The organism is Marinobacterium lacunae, assembly GCF_000705555.1.
GTDB classification, from domain to species: Bacteria; Pseudomonadota; Gammaproteobacteria; order Pseudomonadales; family Balneatricaceae; genus Marinobacterium_D; species Marinobacterium_D lacunae.
The window spans coordinates 276079-294743 of the sequence record NZ_JMQN01000057.1 but is presented as its reverse complement, the minus strand read 5'-3'; the positions used below and the strand labels follow the sequence as shown (position 1 = coordinate 294743).

The following is an 18665-nucleotide window of genomic DNA, read 5'->3' as shown; positions in this document are numbered from 1 at the left end:
GTCATGAGTTTTTCTTTGAATAAAGAGCCGAATTCATGTTGGACGTTGAAATGTTTTTAGTAAGGCTTCACCGCATCATCCTTGTTACGGTGAAGCCTTTATATAGCTAGTGAAGTTTATGAAAACTAGCGACGATGTAATATGGTTATCGATCCATTGGGGCGTTTTAAAGGTTGGATTCTGCTTCAGATACCGCATTCATCAATTCATCGATGAGGTCATCACCCAATTTTTCACGGTAAGTGTTATATACAGGGGTAGTGGATTCCCGGAATTGTCCTTTAACTTCATCGCTTAGGGAGACGACTTCCATACCGGCCTGTTTGAGTCTCTCAACGCCTGCATTCTCTTGCTCAGCATTCAGCTTGCGCTCATTGGTGCTCCAGAGTTTGGCTTCCTCTTGAATAATTCTCTGATATTCAGCAGGTAAACTCTCGAAGAATCCGTTATTCACAATGAATGTAAAGGGACTATAAACGTGGCCATCCAGCGTTAGATGTTTCTGAACTTCGTAAAAACGCATGCTTTCAATCAACGATACCGGGTTTTCCTGACCATCGATAACGCCCTGCTGCAGAGCAGAGTACAGTTCGTTAAATGCCATGGGTGTCGCAATCGCACCGAATGAATTGACCATGGCGATGTGTGCCGGGTTTTCCATAGTCCTGATTTTCAGGCCTTTAAGATCCTCTGGAGTCTCAAGTGGGCGAACATTGTTGGTGAAATGACGGAAACCATTCTCACCCCATGCAATCGCCCGGATTCCAGTTCTTTCGAGCAAACCATTCAGTATTTTCTGCCCAAATTCGCCATCCATTACTTTGTAGGCAACGTCTCTGTTTTTAAATAAATATGGCAAATCAAATACCATGATGTCTGGATATATGTTGGAAATAGGACCAACCAGAACGGCCATTTCTATCGAGCCGAACTGAACACCTTCCATCTGCTCCCGCTCACCGCCTAATTGACTGGCAGGGAATGTGGATATTGAAACATTGCCATCAGTTCTTTCTTCGACGTTCTTTTTGAAGATTGCTAAAGATTTCTCTAACCGGTCACCACTAGCGGGAGAGGAATGCGATATTTTGATTTTGAAATCTGCTGCGAGGGCGCTTGTAGAAAGGAGGAAGCCGGCAAGGGCAGCCGCACATACTTTAGTTATTATGCTATTTTTAGACATGAAATCCTCTATTATTTTATCGATATTGATATTTTTATCTGAAAAGGAGATGTCGCCAATTTAATTATTATCTAAATGTTGGATTAACCATTCGGAAATAATAATTAAATTTTCATCAATATTTTTCTCCTTTGGTTAGGCAATATACACAATGATAATTTTTTGGATAATGAATATTCATGATTCCAACATAACCAATCGTGATCACTCTCAACGCGAGCGTAAGCCGCGGGCTATCACTGATGCCAGCTTCCCTGATCCTGGTGCTCGAAATGGCATAGTTATGCGCCTCTGTTCAGCAACTTACAGGCTGAACAGAGGCGCGTAACGAACGGTTACTGGGGGGATGGGCGATGTGTGATTGCCGTCAATGTTGCTTTCTGGCTAGATGGTTTCTGTGTGCAGAGTTTATACGTTATCAGGTTCGGTAAGCTACTTTCTATGCCAGTCGCTCTTGTCGTAGGCCAAACCTAAGTTCTGATATAGCTTTGCTATTAAAATATGGGCAGTTGGCGTGAGGTTAAAATCTTTCCTTTTCACTATCCCGATTTTACTCATCAGCGAAGTTATTTTAATGTCCAGTAACGATATTAGGTTCTTGCTTACAAAGAACTCAGCCACATCCAAAGGAAGAACTGCTAATAGGTTGACGTCATGTTGGAGGAGCATAATTGTCGAAAAAGCTGATGAAGACTCTACTGGATGTTTAATAATTTCAAGACCGAGCTTATGCATTTCATATTCGATAGATTGGCGCATTGGGGTATTTGATGTGTAGAGAACCCAAGGATGATCAGCAAGCTCGGCCAGACTCACATTCTTGCAGTTTAAAAGTGGATGAGCTGTATTTGCCACAATAGCTAGAGGCTCTTCACTTAAACCCAAATTGTCATATGGCAAAATGTTTTGCCCACTGCTTACTCTACAGAGCGCAAAATCGATACGCCCTTGGTCGATTTTGTGAAGAAGATTGGCACTGTTATTTTCAAATATCTCTACAGTTAGCTCTGGTTGATCACATCGCAGATCATAAATCGCCCTGGTTAATAGGGGGATAGCCCCCATGATACATCCCACAGCGATATGTCCACCTGCACCTTCGGCAATGCCCACAATTTCCTCTCTCATATGAGAAAGGTCATTGAATATTAGTCGTGCGTATCTTGTCACGCAGCTTCCGGCTTCATTGGGTACTATACCTTTGGCCGTCCGCTCGAATAATTTTAACCCAATGGATTCTTCTATTTCATTTAGTAGTTTGGTAGCCCCTGGCTGAGAAATGGAGATCGCCTTTGCCGCTTTATGTAAAGTTCCGTAATCTTCAATAGCAATAATAAGTTGCATATGTTTGAAGCGTAAACGAGATATGATGGAATTGAGTAACGGAACCATAAATTCTCTATGTGGTTTTTCTTGGGTACCGCTTGTGGAGTTGCGGTCCAGTGAATTTGACTGCGAAAGCCTATCGCGAATTCGACTCTAAGGCACGCTAAGATGCTGTTGAAGCACTAGATAGCTTGTCTTAACTTTCTTAGTTATCCGTTTTGGATGTCTGCACCCCACAGCCTTTCAGCATCAGCTGGGTTAATTGCTGGGTGGCGGCCCAGCGGATGAACAGCAGGTGGTTTGGGTTGATGTGGGCCACCAGGCCCTTGTCGATCCAGTCCTGAAACTCGGTGCTGCTGGGAGACTTTGATCTTGGCGTGAATGTATTGAGCCAACACGGTGGCCGGGTCGCCGCGTTAATAGAATGGCGACCACCCGGCCAGCTTAATCAGAGCAGCGTAAGGCTCCGCCTCTATTTACCCTGCACTATTTCGCGGAACTCCCCGGTTGATTCGGTGGCCCGGCTGACCAGATAGATGGCAAGCCATGACAGGATAAAGCCCGGTACGATCTCATACACCCCGGGGCCACCCATGAAGCTGCTATTCCAGCCCAGCAGTATCCAGACAATCACCGTGGCAGCACCGGTGACCAACCCCGCCACAGCGCCGGTGCCGGACATGTGTCGCCAGGTTAGAGACAGAATGATCAGCGGGCCGAAGGCCGCGCCAAACCCTGCCCACGCATGGCTAACCAAACCCAGCACTTTGGAGTTTGGGTCGCCCGCTATAAATGCTGCCGCTATACCTACCAGCAGAACGCTAATCCGCCCGATCAGCACGCTCTCGCGCTCACTGGCCTCTTTGTGAAGAAAGAGTCGGTAAAAGTCTTCCGTCAGCGATGAGGATGACACCAGCAACTGGCTGGAGATGGTGCTCATGATGGCCGCCAGTAGCGCGGCGTAGAGGAACCCGGTGATCAGCGGATGGAACAAGAGATCCGCCAGAATGATAAAGATCGTCTCGGAGTCGGTTACATCAAGGCCGTTACGCACCGCGTAGGCACGCCCGAATATGCCCAGGCAGATGGCACCGATCAGTGAAATCGCCATCCAGGACATGCCGATGTTACGGGCTGTGGAGACCTCCTTGACCGAGCGCACCGCCATGAAGCGGACGATAATATGGGGCTGACCGAAATACCCCAAGCCCCAGGTGACCGCCGATATAAAGCCCACGAAGGTTAAGCCATGCGTCCACGACAGAAAGTTTGGATCGACACTGGCGAGTGTCTCGGAGGCTTGGCTGAAGCCACCTCCGCCGCTGCCGAACAGCACAACGATCGGCATTAGCACCAGCGCAATCATCATGATGCACCCTTGCACGAAGTCGGTGAGGCTAACCGCCAGAAAGCCGCCGATAACGGTATAGGTGAGGACGATGCCCAGCGTTAGCCATACCCCCACCGAGTAATCGCTGAACGATGTTGAGCTGACTAACCCACTAAAGGCGCTTGAAAACAACTTGCCGCCCGCGACCAGGCCGGACGCGGTGTACACGGCAAAGAACACGACGATGATAACCGCTGATACGGTACGCAGGGCAAACGCTCTGGACGGGAAACGGTTGGCCAGGAACTCCGGAATGGTGAGGGCATTATCGTAGCGCTCTGTCTGCTCACGCAGGCGTGGTGCCACGACGATCCAGTTGACAAGTGCACCGACAAGCAGGCCGATACCGATCCACGCTTGCACCAGCCCGGATGCGAACAATGCCCCCGGCAACCCCAGCAGCAGCCAGCCGCTCATGTCAGACGCACCGGCCGATAGCGCTGCGACCGATGGCGGGAGATTGCGTCCCCCCAACATGTATTCTTCGGACGACGAGGTTGATTTGCGCCAAGCGTAAAAGCCGATGGCGATCATTAAAACGAAATAGAGCGTCAAGCTCATCCACACCCCGGTCTCCATAACCGTACCTCCAACTGATGTCACTAGACTTGAATCTTGTGTCCTCAGGGCACAACCTTATGTCTTTTAGGTCTAGTTGCTATTGTTGCGCTTAACAAGTTAGAGGGGGCAGGGTCGGTCGCCTATGCGGGCGCGCAGTTACCGCTGTAAAGCTAACGATCAGATAAGAAGCCCCGGTCGTGGGGGCTTTTCGCGTTCTGCCTGTTAGTTAATTTCTAACCCCTGCATCCAAAACTGACTCAATTGCTCGGGGGAAATGCCCGCAACCGATGGCTGAGGTTCAGAGTGCTCTGTAAAAATGCTTCGTGCCAACTGTCGGCCGGTATTTTGCGCTGCGGAGGTCTTGGCAATACGCTGCTGATAAAATGCGCTCAGCACGTTCTGCAGACTGTCATTAGCCCCTAAAAGCCGGCACAGATGCCAGACATCCTCCAACGCCTGACAGGCTCCCTGTCCTGATGTTGGCAAAGGTGCGTGGGCAGCATCGCCAATAATCAACACATTGTCCCGGTGCCAATAGGGCAGAGGGTCAATATCGTGCACGAAAATACGATTGAGCGATGCTTGGTCACGGGAGTGCAATACATCCTGCACCAAGGCTGGCCAGTTCCGAAACCGCTGGAGCATCTCGTCATACCAGCCGGATACCGGCCGTTCTCTATCAATCGGCGTCGCCCAGGCGGCGGCCCAGTAACAGGATCCGGCTTTAACGGGGACTATGCCGAAACGCTCGCCCGGGCCGCGAAAGTCATGAATGGCGTTATCCCAAACACACCCATCCATCTCGCTGATGCCAATAATATTGATAAAGCCCTGATAACGGGGCGTCACCTTGTCGGCAAACAGAGTCTGGCGAACGACCGAATTCATGCGACCATCGGCGCCGACTACAAGATCAGATTCCTGCTTTAATCGGTCGATATCCTGCGTCGTCAACGAGCAACCCGCGTGCATCTCTACGCCCAGATCCTCCAAGGCGCTGGCCAGGATATGCATAAGGTCGCGACGTAAGATGGTCACGCTGGGGAGACCACACAGCGTGTTCAACTCGTCAATATCGAGCTCACCCTTACGGCTGCCCTGATGATCGAACTGGCGCATAAAACGCGGTGAGCCGCCCAGGCGCTCTATCTCTTTATCGATTCCTAGCTGTTGCAGAACAAACATGGCGTTTGGCCAAAGGGTGACACCGGCACCGATAGACGAAACGGTGCTGTCACGTTCATACAGGGTCACCTGATGACCTTGCTTGGTGGCGAGTATCGCCAGTGCCATACCGGCAACGCCAGCACCGACTATGGCAATTCGTGGAGCGTTCATCCTCTCTACCTCAATAATTGAATTCGGTAGGGAGTGTCACAAAGCCGGTATTCAGGATAAAGGTGATAAAATTGGTTGCTTAATCCCAAATATCGGGCGAATTGATGATCGAAAGTATCGAGCTTCAGTGGTTAGTCAGCTTCGAGGCGGTGTATGAAAAACTGAGCTTCAAGCGGGCAGCAGAGCACCTGCAACTGCCGACATCGAATGTTAGCCGCCATGTCGCCTTGCTGGAGCAACAACTGAATCTGCGACTGTTGGAACGCACAACGCGCAAGATGATTCCCACCGCCGCAGGCAGGCAGCTCTATCAGTCCATTACGCCGCTTACGCGGGCGATGAATGGAGCGCTGGAAGAGGTCTCAGTGTATGGCGATTCCCTTTCTGGTCACCTCAAGATTGTCACGCCAGATCTCCCTTTCCTGGCTGACATCATCGCCGACTTCTGTCTCCAGCATCCGCAAATACAGTTGAGCTGCGATACTCAGTTAAATCCCACGGAAGGCCTACTGGAAGGGTTCGATCTGGTGTTACGTTTTGGACGTGGACCGCTGGAAGATTCCGGCTGGGTCGCCAAGGAGATTCTGCGCTGGCCGAGTTGCGTGGTGGCGGCACCTCAACTGCTTGAGCGTCACCGGCTACCGCACACGCTGGAGGAGTTGGGTAAAGTGCCCTGTATTACCAGCCTGTCTGTCCTGCAAGGTATGCCCTGGCGATTTAAGCAGAATCAAACTCTGCAGGTGAAATCCAGCTACAGGATTAACAGCGGCCACATGGCCAAGGCCGCTGCATTGAAGGGACTTGGCTTCGCTATTTTGCCTGTCCATGCCTGCCAGGCAGAGATAGACAAAGGATCTTTAGTCAGGGTAGAGCTTGACGCTGAACCGGAAGATCTTGTGCTTTACGCATTTTATTCGGGGAGAAAATACCCGCTGGAAAAAGTGAAGGTGTTCCTGGAGCACCTGCAGTCGACGTTGGTTGCGTTGAGGATAGATCAGAAATGAAGCCTCGTTTTCTTTCAGCGGAGGCAGGAAACCTGGCGGCTACGTGGTTTGAAGCACCTGCAGAAACCAGGCCCTGCGATAGAACACTATTACGACGAATCCTGTGTCTAACCAGCCTTCGCCGCTTTTGACCTCTGCACCCCACAGCCTTTCAATATCATCTGCGTCAGCTGTTCTGCCGCCAGGTCATAATCGCTCTGTGACATCTTCTCTTTACCGGTCACCTTGGAAATCTGCCAGTCGAAATCGGCGTAGGTCTGGGTGGATGCCCAGAGGGTAAACAGCAGGTGGTGGGGATCAACCGGGTCCATCAGGCCCTGATCGATCCAGTCCTGAATCTTGCTGCTGCTCTGGAGCGTCTGCTCCATCATCTTCTCGGCGATATCCTCGGGCAGGTGAGGGGCGCCGTGCATGATCTCGCTGGCGAATACCTTGGAGGCGTGGGGGTGCTGCTGGGAGACTTTGATCTTGGCGCGGATATATTGCGCCAATACGGTGGCCGGGTCGCCGTTTTCATAGAAGGGTTGGGCGGCTTGCAGCAGCGGGTCGATGACGCTCTCGATGACGCTGCGGTAGAGGTTTTCTTTGCTCTTGAAGTAGTAATAGATGTTGGGCTTGGGGAGACCTGCGCGCTTGGCGATATCGATGATCTTGGTGGCGGCGTAGCCTTGGTCGGCGAAGATTTCGCTGGCCGCCTGGATGATCAGCTCTCGGTTGTGTTCACTGATTCGCGACATCGAATGTTGGATTCCCGGTTTTTGACTTTTGGGTTTATTTTTTTGCATGTTAACAGTGGGGGAATAGTGGGCTCAAGCGAGGGCTTGGGTTAGTTCAGTCTTGCGAGAGTCATCGGTATTTCGGTTTTCTCTGGTGCGATCAGCTAGTTTCGGTGAAATCGAGCCTTGTTTTAACCACTCCGTTCCAGTTGGTTCGATGGAAATAAAAAAAGCCCCGCGCATAACGCAGGGCTGTGAAAGGTGTGGGGGAATTACTCAGTTGATATGGGCACCGTTGGCGATCCACTCGCCAACCAGGTCGCGTTCTGCCAGGGTCATATGGGTGACGTTGCCCAGCGGCATGGTCTGGGTCGCGACGGACTGGGCGTGAATTCTGTCGGCCAGCATTTTGATCTGCTCAGGGGCATCCAGCATCACGCCGGCCGGAGCGCTGTTGAAGCCTGCAAAACTCGGGTTGGCAGAGTGGCAGACGGTGCAGCGCTCTTGGATCACCGCAGATACCTGGTTGAAGGTTACCTGCTGCGGTTGAGCCGCGTTGGAGGCTTTCTGCGGTGCGACCACAAAGGCCAGGGTGATCATGCCGAGTGCGGCGGCGGGCAGGGTCCAGGCGTATTTCTGGGATTCGTGCCGGGTGTTGAAGTAGTGACGCACCAGTACGCTCAATGCGGCGATGCCCGCCAGTACGGCCCAGTTGAACTCGTTACCGTAGGTGCTCGGGAAGTGGTTGCTGATCATGATGAACAGCACCGGCAGGGTGAAGTAGTTGTTGTGGCGTGAGCGCAGCAGACCCTTGGCCGGCAGCAGCGGGTCCGGCTCACGGCCCTCTTCAATCGCTTTCACCAGCGCGCGCTGGGCCGGCATGATCACGCGGAACACGTTACCGACCATGATGGTGCCGATGATCGCACCCACATGGATAAACGCTCCGCGACCACTGAACACCTGCGACAGGCCCCAGGCGGCAAACACCAGCAGGGCAAACAGCACAAGGCCAAGCAGGGCAGGGGTTTTGCCCAAGGGCGAGTCGCACAGGGAGGTGTAGACCAGCCAGCCGACCACCAGACTACCGACGCCGATGGTGATGGCGGCAGCGGAGCTCAGGTCAGAACCCGGTGCAACCAGATAAAGCTGGGCGTTGAGGTAGTAAACAACGCTTAGCAGCGCGAAGCCGGACAGGAAGGTGGCATAGGCTTCCCATTTGAACCAGTGCAACTGCTCTGGCATCTCTGGCGGGGCCAGCTTGTACTTCTCCAGATGGTAGATACCACCGCCATGAATGGCCCAGAGGTCGCCAGAGAGGCCTTCCCTTGGGTTGCGGCGGTCCAGATGGTTTTCCAGCCAGACAAAATAGAAGGATGCGCCAATCCAGGCGATACCGGTGATCATGTGAACCCAGCGCACGGCCAGGTTGAGCCATTCAGTGATATGGGGATCCATAGTCAACTCCTCATAGTCGGTTGGCTTTGGCGATAGAGTCTTGAGCCAACACTTTCTTTTTATGGAAGTCCTACGACGTGCCTTAGATTTGCTGGCATCAGGGAAGCTGTGAACAGCTTCCCTGGCCTTAGCCTTACGGGGTCTGCAGCAGGATCTTTGTTTCGTCTGCGAAGAAGTACTCGTCGCAGTTGTTGCCTTCGCCTTCACGGTCGACCACCAGAAAGTCGTCCTCTTCCACGCAGGTGAGCACCGGGTGGTGCCACACGCCGGTGTGGTAGTTGACGCCCTGGGTGCCATCGGTAATGAAGGCTCGGATCGACGCGGGATCGGGTGTCTCACCGGCCGGGGCTACCAGCACCAGGAAGGGGTTCTGTTTCAGCGGCACAAACGCCTGGCTACCCTGTGGGTGGCGCTCCAGCATTTTCACCTGCATCGGCATGGGCGTATGTTTCGCCCTGAAGATGCTGATAATGCCGCGATCACCCGCCTTGCCGAGCATCACGCTGGCGAGGCGGTGAAAGCGCTGGGTTGATCCGCTGTTGATCATGAAAAAGTCGCGATCACGGGTCTCGATCACATCGCCGAAGGGCTTGAACGCTTCGGCGGTTAGCGGTTCCGGTCGAATGATCAGCATACCGGGCCCCTATCAGTCTGTGATCTTGCCGAACAGACGCAGTCGGCTGATGCCGCCATCCGGGAAGATGTTGATGCGGATATGGGTGATCGCGCCGATATCGTTGATCTCGGCGCTGAACTCATGCTCTTGATGCATCTCCAGCTTCTGTGCCGGCAGCAGCTCTTTCCAGAACAGGCTCTGGGTTTCGATCTGCTCATCGGTGCCGCCTTTCACATAGGCAGCGTGAATGGAGCAGCTGTCCGGGTAGTTGCCCTTGAAGTGCAGGGTATCCACGACGATGCGGCTGATTTCACCGGGGTGGCCCAGGGCGACGATCACCCAGTCGTTACCGGGGGTGCGACGGCGGGCCGTTTCCCAGCCATCACCCATGTTCACGGCGCGGCCCGGGTTCAGAATGTTGCCCATCTTGCCGAAGTGCTCATCGCTGCAGGCGAGGGCGCGGCCACCGTTGAGGGCAGCGGCGAGGTCGATCTCTTCGCCCGCGAGTTTTTTCCAGTCCAGATAGGGTGTTCCGTACACACGCAGACGCGCCACGCCGCCATCCGGGTAGATGTTGAAGCGGATGTGGGTCCAGGGGCGGTCATCGTTAATGGCGTGCAGGTGGTGGCTGTTGCCCTGGAGGCTGACGGCACCGAGCAACTCGGTCCACTCGGCATCGTCTGCCGGGTCTCCGTCCGGGCTGTAGCAGGCTTCCAGCGAGGCTGAGGGCGGGAAGTTGCCGGTGAAGTACGAGGTGTCGATATCCACGCCACAGATAACGCCGGGTACGCCGAGACGGATGATGGTGTAGTCGTAGCCTTCAAAACGCTTGCGGCGTGATTCCCAGCCGTCCATCCACTTGCCGTTGTCGTCGAAAACGCCTTCCTTCCAGACCGGGGCTTCGGGCTGCAGCATGCGGTCTACCGCTGCAAACCAGTCGTCGGTGACGAAGATCGCTTTGGTGCCGAGGCGGGCGTCGGCCAGGTTGATGTACTTATCGAAGTGGGTGTTGCTCATTATTGTTCTACCTAAAACCTAAAGTGCAATGAGTGGCTGGCGTTGCCGGGTGCCTACATGATTTCCAAGCGAAAGAGGGCGATCTTGTTGATCTCCTGCAAGGCGCGTTCGAACTCTTCATCCGGCGTGTTGTGAATGCGCTCTTCGAAGGACGCCAGTATCTGGTGCCGATTGCTGCCTTTAACCGCCATGATGAATGGGAATCCGAACTTGGCTTTGTAGGCGTTGTTCAGCTCGGTGAAGCGGGCAAACTCGTCGGCTGTGCATTCGCTGATACCGGCGCCGGCCTGCTCGGCAGTGGAGGATTCGGTCAGCTCCCCGGCGATTGCGGCCTTGCCGGCCAAGTCCGGGTGGGCGTTGATCAGCTCAAGCTGTGCCTGTTTGTCGGCCTTAAGCAGAATCTCAGCCATGCGCTGCTGCAGGGTGGCGATACTGTCCAGAGCGTCAATACCGCCCTGATCGAAGGCCTGCTCGGCCACCCAGGGGGAGTGTTCGTAGATGTCGCCGAAATGGCTGACGAACGCCTCCCGCGTCATCTCGCTCGGCTTGCAGCTTTTAAACGTCATATCGCTCACTTGCCTGCCTCCGCGTTGTAGGGGTGGTGTTCATGCCAGTGCCTGGCGATATCGATACGGCGGCAGAACCACACTTTGTCGTGGCTGCTTGCGTACTCGATAAAGCGGGCGAGGGCGGCGATTCGGCCCGGACGGCCCACCAGACGGCAGTGCAGACCGATGGACATCATCTTCGGTGCCTCGGCGCCCTCTTCATACAGGGTGTCGAAGCTGTCCTTCAGGTACTGGTAAAACTGCTCGCCGCTGTTGAAGCCCTGCGCGGTGGCAAAGCGCATGTCGTTTACATCCAGGGTGTAGGGGATCACAAGATGGCCCTTGCCGTCGTTGTCGACCCAGTAGGGCAGGTCATCGTCGTAGGCGTCGGAGTCATACATAAAGCCACCTTCCTCCATCACCAGCTTGCGGGTGTTGGGGCCGGTGCGGCCGGTGTACCAGCCCAGCGGGCGCTCGCCAGTAATGTTCTTGATGATGTCGATGGCGCGCGACAGATGATCGCGCTCTTCCGACTCATCGGTGTATTGATAGTCGATCCAGCGGTAGCCGTGGCTGCAAATCTCGTGTCCGGCCTGTGCCATTGCCTGGGCCACCTCGGGGTGACGCTCCACGGCCATCGCCACCGCAAAGATAGTGAGCGGAATATCGTGCTTCTTGAACAGCTTCAGCAGGCGCCAGACGCCGGCACGGCTGCCGTACTCGTAGCAGGACTCCATACTCATGTGACGCACGCCGGCCAGTGGCTGGGCGCCCGGCATCTCGGAGAGGAAAGCTTCCGACTCTTTATCGCCATGAAGGATGCAACGCTCGCCGCCCTCTTCGTAATTCAGCACAAATGAAACAGCGATACGGGCGTCGTTGGGCCAGTGTGCATGGGGTGGGTTCGGGCCGTATCCGATCAGGTCGCGTGGATAATCTTTGTTCACGACTCAACTCCTTATAGAGGGCAGAGATGGTGATAGAGCGGTTTGCAAAGGAGCTCTTTTTTAGTGTGCATTAATTGTATACAAGAAATTAAAAAATTACACAACTGTGATTTTCTGCTTTGTGCAGTAAGCAGACGGTTCAGCACAAGATATGGCTGGTTAATCCTTTTAATATAATGACATACGTTATAAATGGTAGCGTTTTCACAAAGTGAATTCTTAAAGTGTATACAATTACAGTGGTTTTATGTTTTTTTAAAGGCCGGTGAATTATAGTGGTGTGAACGGGCTGGAGGGGCGCTTGAGCCGTCTGGCCGAACAGACAACGGTAAATAGAGGAATAACGAACGATGGGCTACCTGACGACTCATGTGCTGGATTCAGCTCACGGCTGTCCCGGCGAAAACATACCGGTTTCACTGTACCGAATCGGCAGCGACCAGCGCCGTGAGCTGATCAACCAGACAGTGACCAACAACGACGGCCGTTGCGATGTTCCCGTACTGGACGGCGATGATTTCGTGAAAGGTGTGTACGAGCTTGTCTTCAGCGTGGGTGACTACTACCGCGCACGCAGCGTTGAACTGCCGGAACCGGCCTTCCTCGATGACGTGGTACTGCGCTTTGGCATAGCCGACGAAGCCGAGCATTACCACGTGCCCCTGCTGATTTCGCCGTACAGCTACTCTACTTATCGGGGTAGTTGAACAGTCGATACCACGCTCTAATCAGCGCGGTATCTGAAAACACCTATGGAAAAGCCGCCCGGTGTACCGGGCGGCTTTTCTTGTGCTGCTCTTCAACCATTGCGGTAGAGATGGTGATTGGCTAAGGCAGAGGTGCAGAACAGGGCGGGTTTAAGTAGAACTGGCTGAACGCACTGATCTATCCATCCCCTTTGGAGCAGCCGCACCCTTACTTAATCAACACCACTCCCCCAATCCCCACAAACAACCCCGCACTGGCACGATTGAAGTGCTCCAGATTCCGGCCGTTCTTCAACACCGGCGAGAGCAGACGCGCACCGCCGCCATAGATCAGCTTGCAGATCAGATCCAACAGGCACCAACTCAGGCACATCACCAGCAGTTGGGGCAGCAAGGCGGTGTCCGGCGAGATGAACTGGGGCAGGAAGGCGACGAAGAACAGGATGTCCTTCGGGTTGCTGATCCCCAGGGTAAACGCCCGCATAAACAGCCGCGATGCCAGAGGCTTAACCGGCGGGGCATCACTGGCCTGCGTACCCTGCGCGGCTTCCCGCCAGGCTTTGTAACCAAGCCAGATCAGGTAGCAGGCGCCGGCATAGCGGATAACCGAGAACAGCGTTTCCGAGGCAGCCAGCAGAGCCCCGAGGCCTGTTGCCGATGCGGTCAGCAGCGTCAGAGAGGCGAGGGTGCCGCCAACAAAAGCGGGCAGACTTCGCCGTATGCCATGGTTAAGGCTGTTGGCCACCATCAACAGCGACAGTGGGCCGGGGATCAGGATCACCAGCAGGGAGGCTATGCAGAACAGGGACCAGCTTTCAAAACTCATAAGGGCGTTACTCAGAAAAAAGGAGCCCCATAAGGGGGCCCACACCAGGATCACAGCTTTTCATTATGGCAGGAAGATGAACTTGGCAATAAATATCGCCGTCAGTGCCCAGACGCCTGCACTGATCGATGCGGCTTTACCGGTGCACAGCTTCAGCGCGGTGTACGAGACAAAGCCGATCGCGATGCCGTTGGCGATAGAGAAGGTCAGCGGCATCATGATTGTTGTCAGAATGGCCGGCGTAAACTCGGTCATGTCGTCCCAGTCGATTTTTGCAAGCGATCCCATCATCAGCATGGCGACATAGATCAGGGCACCATCCACGGCGAAGGAGGGCAGCATCTGTGCCAGCGGCAGCAGAAACAGACCAAACAGGAACATCACGCCGATCACCACCGCGGTAAGGCCGGTACGCCCCCCTGCTGATACACCCGCCGCCGACTCCACATAGGAGGTAACCGGTGGGCAACCAAAGGCGGTGCCGATTACTGAGGAGATAGAGTCCGCCTTCAGGGACTTATCAAGGCCCTCGATATTGCCGTGCTCATCCTGAAGGTTGGCGCGCTGGGCAACACCCATCAGGGTGCCGGCGGTGTCAAAGATGTTCACGAACAGGAAGGTGATAATCACCGGTATCAGTGCCACTTCAAACGCACCGGCAATATCCAGTTGCATGAATACAGGGGCCAGATCGGCAAAGTTCGGTACGGCGACGAGCCCACCCTCCGGCCAGGCGACAAAGCCTGATTCAGGAGCCCAATCAACACTGACGCTGAAGAAATCGTGTGGCAGTACGGCGGCCATGATGAACGCGATGGCGGTGGTGATACCGATACCCAGAATGACCGAGCCGAATACCCCACGGTAGCTGAGGATGCTGATCAGCAGGAAGCTCAGCAGGCCCAATGCCGGGGCTTCCGGGCCGAACTGGCCGAAGCCGAAGTGGGTCAGGTCCGCCAAGGCAACCACGTTGTCCGGGTTGGACACAATAATGCCGGTGAAGCGCAGACCAATAAAGCCGAGGAACAGGCCGACACCGGCTGTCATCGCCAGACGCAGGCTCAGGGGAATGCTGTTTAGCATCCATTCACGCAGCCGGGTCACACTCATGGCGACGAACAATACACCGGACAGAAACACCGCCCCCAGGGCGATCTGCCAGCTGTAGTCCATCTCCATCACAACGGTAAAGGTGAAAAAAGCGTTCAGGCCCATGCCCGGTGCCAAACCGATAGGCCAGTTGGCGTAGACACCCATAAAGATGGTGGCGATGGCAGCACCGATACAGGTAGCCAGGAAGAGTCCATCGAACGGCATGCCCGTTTTGGACATGATGATCGGGTTCAGGAAGATGATGTAAGACATAGTGATAAACGTGGTCAGACCCGCGATCACCTCGGTGCGTACATCGGTTTTATGTTCATGAAGCTTGAAAAAACGGTCGAGAAATTGGCGGCTGTCAGGCGGAGCCGTCTGCAGTGCTATCTCTTGTTGCTCTATGCGTTCCACAACGTCATCTCCTCAAAGGGATTTTTGTGCCCTATTTATTTTTATGGCTGACGGCCAGATTAGAAACCTCTTGGTGTCCGATCTGGTCGCCGGGATGTTGTGTTTCACTCCTTGGAAACTCGGGATGCTGTGAAGCGGGGTCTCGCCCGGCAAAGCTTCCTTCGGCACACTCCTTATCAGATTGTGCTTTTATTGATCATAAAATTGTATACATAAAATTCAACCTTAGAGTCAGGTTTTTTCGTAAAGTGAAACCTAAAGTCGATGAATGAGATCGATAATCAGCTGTTGAAGGGCGAAAGGGCAAGCGGACCCATTCCGCTTGCACCCTAAAGCGCTTGGGTGAAAGGTCATGAATGCCCATTGAGGCAGGAAGGGTGGCTAATGTGTACAAAAAATAAGCCAAAGTGTACGATTTAACGACATGCCTTGATGCTGGCAGCGCCCGCATCGTCGCTGGTATAGCGCCACGCACTACACATATCCAATGGCAGCGAGTGCAGCCTTATGAGTCGGTTAATGGAAATAAGGAAGAGTAATCCCATGAAGGGAGACAAGAAAACTCAAGACGATATTGTTTACGAGCATATCTTCGACGCCATTCTGGAGCAGCGGCTGGCACCGGGGACCAAGCTAAGTGAAGAGTCTCTGGGTGAGATTTTTGGTGTCAGTCGTACGATCATTCGGCGCGCACTGGCCCGGCTCGGTTATGAGCAGGTTGTGGTATTGCGGCCAAACCGGGGGGCGGTGGTTGCCAGTCCCACACTGGATGAGGCCCGGCAGATCGTCTTTGCCCGCCGTGTGGTTGAAAAAGCGGTTACTGAATTGGTGTGCGAAAACGCCGATGCCAACCAGATTGAACAGCTCAAGCAGATGGTACGCGACGAGCAAGCCTGTTTTGCCCGTGGTGATCTGGGCGCGGGTATTCGTTTATCAGGTGAGTTCCATCTGCTCTTGGCCGAGATCGCCAGGAACCCTCCGCTGCTGAGCTTCCAGCGTAGCCTGGTGTCACTCTGCTCACTGATCATCGCCCAGTTTGAAAAGGGGGAGACCAAGTCCCATTGCTCTTACGATGAGCATTTCGAGCTGATCGACGCGCTCGCACAGCGCGACAAGGAAAAGTCGGTCTCGTTGATGATGCACCATCTGGATCACATCGAGGACAAGCTGAACCTTGGTGATCAAACCGAAGAGAACGACCTCAAGGCGATCTTTTCCAATGTGTTAAGCCGGAAGTCGAGCTAACCGGCCCGGTTGAACAAAAAACGCCCATCAGGGCGTTTTTTATGCTCTGACGTCAGCTTAGTCCCGGTTGTATACCGTCTCGCCCATGGCAAAGGTTGCCTTCACCGCACGGTCATCGCCGAGGGTCATCAGTACAAACAGCCGCTCCTCCAAACTCTTCGCCTGCTGCATGCGGTAGCTCATCAACGGTGTGGCGTTGTAATCTAACACGACGAAGTCCGCTTCGCTTCCGGGCTCCAGCGTACCGACCTGTTGCTCCAGCTGCAGCGCGCGGGCGCCGCCCAGGGTGGCCAGATAGAAGGACTTGAACGGGTGCAGTTTCTTACCCTGCAGCTGCATCACCTTGTACGCTTCGTTAATCGTCTGCAGCATCGAGAAGCTGGTGCCGGCGCCGACATCGGTACCCAGGCCCACCTTGATCTTGTGCTGTTCCGCCTGCGGCAGGTTGAACAGCCCACTTCCCAGAAAGAGGTTGGAGGTGGGGCAGAAGGCGATGGCGGAGTCGGTCTCGGCCAGGCGATGGCACTCCTCGTCGCACAGGTGCACACCGTGGGCGAACACCGAGCGCTGACCGAGCAGGTTGTGGTGGTCGTACACATCCAGGTAGCCGTTCTGTTCCGGGAACAGCGCCTTAACCCACTCGATCTCGTTGCGGTTCTCCGACAGGTGGGTGTGCATGTACAGGCCGTCGTACTCGCGCAGCAGCTGTCCGGCCGTGGCCAGCTGTTCCGGGCTGCTGGTCGGTGCGAAGCGCGGGGTGACGGCGTAGTGCAGGCGGCCCTTGCCGTGCCAGCGCTCGATCAACGCCTTGCTGTCGCGGTAGCCGCTCTCCGGGGTATCGGTCAGGGTTGCCGGGGCGTTGCGGTCCATCAGCACCTTGCCGGCGATCATACGCAGATTGCGCTTTTCGGCGCTGCTGAAGAAAGCATCCACCGATTGCGGATGCACGGTGCCAAACACCAGCGCTGTGGTGGTGCCGTTGCGCATCAGCTCGTTGAGGAAGATCTCGGAGACCTGTTCGGCGTGGGCCGGGTCGGCGAATTTTTGCTCGGCGGGGAAGGTGTAGTTTTCCAGCCAGTCGAGCAGCTGATCGCCGTAGGAGGCGATCATGCCGGTCTGAGGATAGTGGATATGGGTGTCGATAAAGCCCGGGGTGATCAGGGCATCTTCATAGTGGTGGATCTTGGTGCCCGACTTCAGCCCCTTCATGATCTCCGGGGCGTGACCCAGAGCGCTGATGCGTCCGTTCTCGACGACCATCATGCCGTCTTCAAAGTAGCGGTAGCTGTTTTCAAGCCCGAGCTCGGCCGGGTCACCCAGGCTGTCCAGAATGGCAGCCCGGTAAGCGATGGTGTGTGTCATGTCGGTAGTTTCCGTTTGTACTTAGCTGAACAGTACGGGTAAGGGGCAGTTGGACGCTGCGATTCAGACCGCGAGCCGCTCCACTGCATTTGTTTCGATACGGGGGTGCGTTTCAGCCCCGAACGTGGCGTTGTACTGGGCGATCACCTCTCCAGCCACGGAGACGGCGATCTCGGCGGGCAGCTTGCCTTTGACCTCCGGTATGCCCATGGGACAGGTCATGCGTTCTAACTGCGCGTCGTCAAAGCCCTTGGCCTTCAGCCGATGCTCGAACTTCTTGCGCTTGGTCTGTGAGCCGATCAGGCCGAAGTATTTGAAGTCGTTGCGCTTCAATATCGCTTCGGTCAGTTCCTGATCGAGCTGGTGGTTATGGGTCATCACGATAAAGTAGCTGTCCGCCGCTTGCGTCTTGATCTCGTCCACCGGGAACTCGTTGACCACCTTCTCCACCCCCTCGGGGAGGGATGCGGGAAATTCATCCTCGCGGGAGTCGATCCAGCGGATGCGGCAGGGCAGGGTGGCCAGGATCGGCACCAGCGCACGGGCCACATGGCCGGCACCGAACAGGGCGATCTGCACGATACCGGCATTGAGCGGTTCGAACAGCAGCGTGGTGGCCCCGCCGCAGCACTGCCCCAGGCTGGCGCCGAGGGAGAAGCGTTCCAGCCGCGGCTGGGTCTGCTTCTCCACGAGCATGGCGCGGGCGATCTTGATCGCCTTGTGCTCCAGATGGCCGCCGCCGATGGTGTCGAAGCGTTCCGCTTCGCTGACCACCATCTTGGCACCGGCATTGCGCGGGGTGGAGCCGCGTTCATCCACGACGGTGATCATCACCGCCGGGGTGGCGTCGGCTTCAAGTCGGTTCAGGGCCTTGATCCACTCGCTGTTCATCGTTCTGCTCCCCTGCTCGTA

General features: G+C 54.9%; 18 protein-coding genes. 3 read left to right on the top strand and 15 right to left on the bottom strand.

What is annotated here, in order from left to right; all coding sequences use genetic code 11:
- Positions 1-166: 166 nt before the first annotated feature.
- The 5 genes from ADIMK_RS19410 to ADIMK_RS19395 all read right to left on the bottom strand — a co-directional run bounded on the left by ADIMK_RS19410 (position 167) and on the right by ADIMK_RS19395 (position 5798).
- Complete coding sequence (locus ADIMK_RS19410; RefSeq protein WP_036191545.1) at positions 167-1183, bottom strand: TRAP transporter substrate-binding protein; 1017 nt, start codon at positions 1181-1183, stop codon at positions 167-169.
- 432 nt (positions 1184-1615) lie between these two features.
- Positions 1616-2575, bottom strand: coding sequence for a LysR family transcriptional regulator (locus tag ADIMK_RS19405; protein WP_036191542.1), 960 nt, complete (start codon positions 2573-2575; stop codon positions 1616-1618).
- Between the two features lie 139 nt (positions 2576-2714).
- A complete protein-coding gene (locus tag ADIMK_RS22375; protein ID WP_081849877.1) occupies positions 2715-2930 on the bottom strand; it encodes a TetR family transcriptional regulator C-terminal domain-containing protein in 216 nt (71 codons plus the stop codon).
- Positions 2931-2981: 51 nt separating this feature from the next.
- Positions 2982-4478 carry a sodium/proline symporter PutP gene (gene putP / locus ADIMK_RS19400; RefSeq protein WP_036191539.1) on the bottom strand — a complete coding sequence of 499 codons (1497 nt, stop codon included), beginning with the start codon at positions 4476-4478 and terminating at the stop codon, positions 2982-2984.
- Positions 4479-4682: 204 nt separating this feature from the next.
- Positions 4683-5798 (bottom strand): FAD-dependent monooxygenase, encoded by a 1116-nt coding sequence (locus ADIMK_RS19395; RefSeq protein WP_036191536.1) that lies wholly within the window; start codon positions 5796-5798, stop codon positions 4683-4685.
- A gap of 104 nt (positions 5799-5902) precedes the next feature.
- On the opposite strand from ADIMK_RS19395, the gene ADIMK_RS19390 reads away from it, so the two are divergent.
- Positions 5903-6802: a LysR family transcriptional regulator gene (locus ADIMK_RS19390; protein WP_036191533.1), complete on the top strand. Its 900-nt coding sequence runs from the start codon at positions 5903-5905 to the stop codon at positions 6800-6802.
- 107 nt (positions 6803-6909) lie between these two features.
- On the opposite strand, the gene ADIMK_RS19385 is transcribed toward ADIMK_RS19390, so the two are convergent.
- From ADIMK_RS19385 to puuE, 6 genes are all read right to left on the bottom strand, one after another.
- The gene (locus tag ADIMK_RS19385; protein ID WP_036191530.1) at positions 6910-7539 is read right to left on the bottom strand and encodes a TetR/AcrR family transcriptional regulator; all 630 of its coding nucleotides are present in this window, start codon (positions 7537-7539) and stop codon (positions 6910-6912) included.
- 255 nt (positions 7540-7794) lie between these two features.
- Entirely contained in the window at positions 7795-8976 is a 1182-nt protein-coding gene (locus tag ADIMK_RS19380; RefSeq protein ID WP_036191527.1) for a urate hydroxylase PuuD, read from the bottom strand.
- Between the two features lie 133 nt (positions 8977-9109).
- On the bottom strand, positions 9110-9610 hold the full coding sequence (locus ADIMK_RS19375; RefSeq protein ID WP_036191524.1) for an ureidoglycolate lyase: 501 nt from the start codon (positions 9608-9610) through the stop codon (positions 9110-9112).
- 12 nt (positions 9611-9622) lie between these two features.
- The gene (alc, locus tag ADIMK_RS19370) at positions 9623-10609 is read right to left on the bottom strand and encodes an allantoicase (protein WP_036191521.1); all 987 of its coding nucleotides are present in this window, start codon (positions 10607-10609) and stop codon (positions 9623-9625) included.
- Between the two features lie 53 nt (positions 10610-10662).
- Positions 10663-11175: a 2-oxo-4-hydroxy-4-carboxy-5-ureidoimidazoline decarboxylase gene (uraD, locus tag ADIMK_RS19365; RefSeq protein WP_036191729.1), complete on the bottom strand. Its 513-nt coding sequence runs from the start codon at positions 11173-11175 to the stop codon at positions 10663-10665.
- A gap of 5 nt (positions 11176-11180) precedes the next feature.
- Positions 11181-12104, bottom strand: coding sequence for an allantoinase PuuE (puuE, locus tag ADIMK_RS19360; RefSeq protein ID WP_036191517.1), 924 nt, complete (start codon positions 12102-12104; stop codon positions 11181-11183).
- Between the two features lie 350 nt (positions 12105-12454).
- Here puuE and uraH point away from each other — a divergent pair, with 350 nt between their 5' ends.
- Positions 12455-12811 carry a hydroxyisourate hydrolase gene (gene uraH, locus ADIMK_RS19355; RefSeq protein WP_036191514.1) on the top strand — a complete coding sequence of 119 codons (357 nt, stop codon included), beginning with the start codon at positions 12455-12457 and terminating at the stop codon, positions 12809-12811.
- A 208-nt stretch (positions 12812-13019) separates the two neighbouring features.
- Here uraH and ADIMK_RS19350 read toward each other — a convergent pair whose 3' ends face one another.
- Positions 13020-13637, bottom strand: coding sequence for a LysE family translocator (locus ADIMK_RS19350; protein WP_036191511.1), 618 nt, complete (start codon positions 13635-13637; stop codon positions 13020-13022).
- Positions 13638-13700: 63 nt separating this feature from the next.
- Positions 13701-15137, bottom strand: coding sequence for an NCS2 family permease (locus ADIMK_RS19345; protein WP_231517101.1), 1437 nt, complete (start codon positions 15135-15137; stop codon positions 13701-13703).
- A 552-nt stretch (positions 15138-15689) separates the two neighbouring features.
- Here ADIMK_RS19345 and ADIMK_RS19340 point away from each other — a divergent pair.
- Positions 15690-16391: a GntR family transcriptional regulator gene (locus tag ADIMK_RS19340; protein WP_231517097.1), complete on the top strand. Its 702-nt coding sequence runs from the start codon at positions 15690-15692 to the stop codon at positions 16389-16391.
- Positions 16392-16448: 57 nt separating this feature from the next.
- Here the strand turns inward: ADIMK_RS19340 and guaD are convergent, their stop codons facing one another.
- Positions 16449-17753 carry a guanine deaminase gene (guaD, locus tag ADIMK_RS19335; protein WP_036191505.1) on the bottom strand — a complete coding sequence of 435 codons (1305 nt, stop codon included), beginning with the start codon at positions 17751-17753 and terminating at the stop codon, positions 16449-16451.
- A gap of 63 nt (positions 17754-17816) precedes the next feature.
- On the bottom strand, positions 17817-18644 hold the full coding sequence (xdhC, locus tag ADIMK_RS19330; RefSeq protein ID WP_036191502.1) for a xanthine dehydrogenase accessory protein XdhC: 828 nt from the start codon (positions 18642-18644) through the stop codon (positions 17817-17819).
- Positions 18645-18665 lie beyond the last annotated feature (21 nt).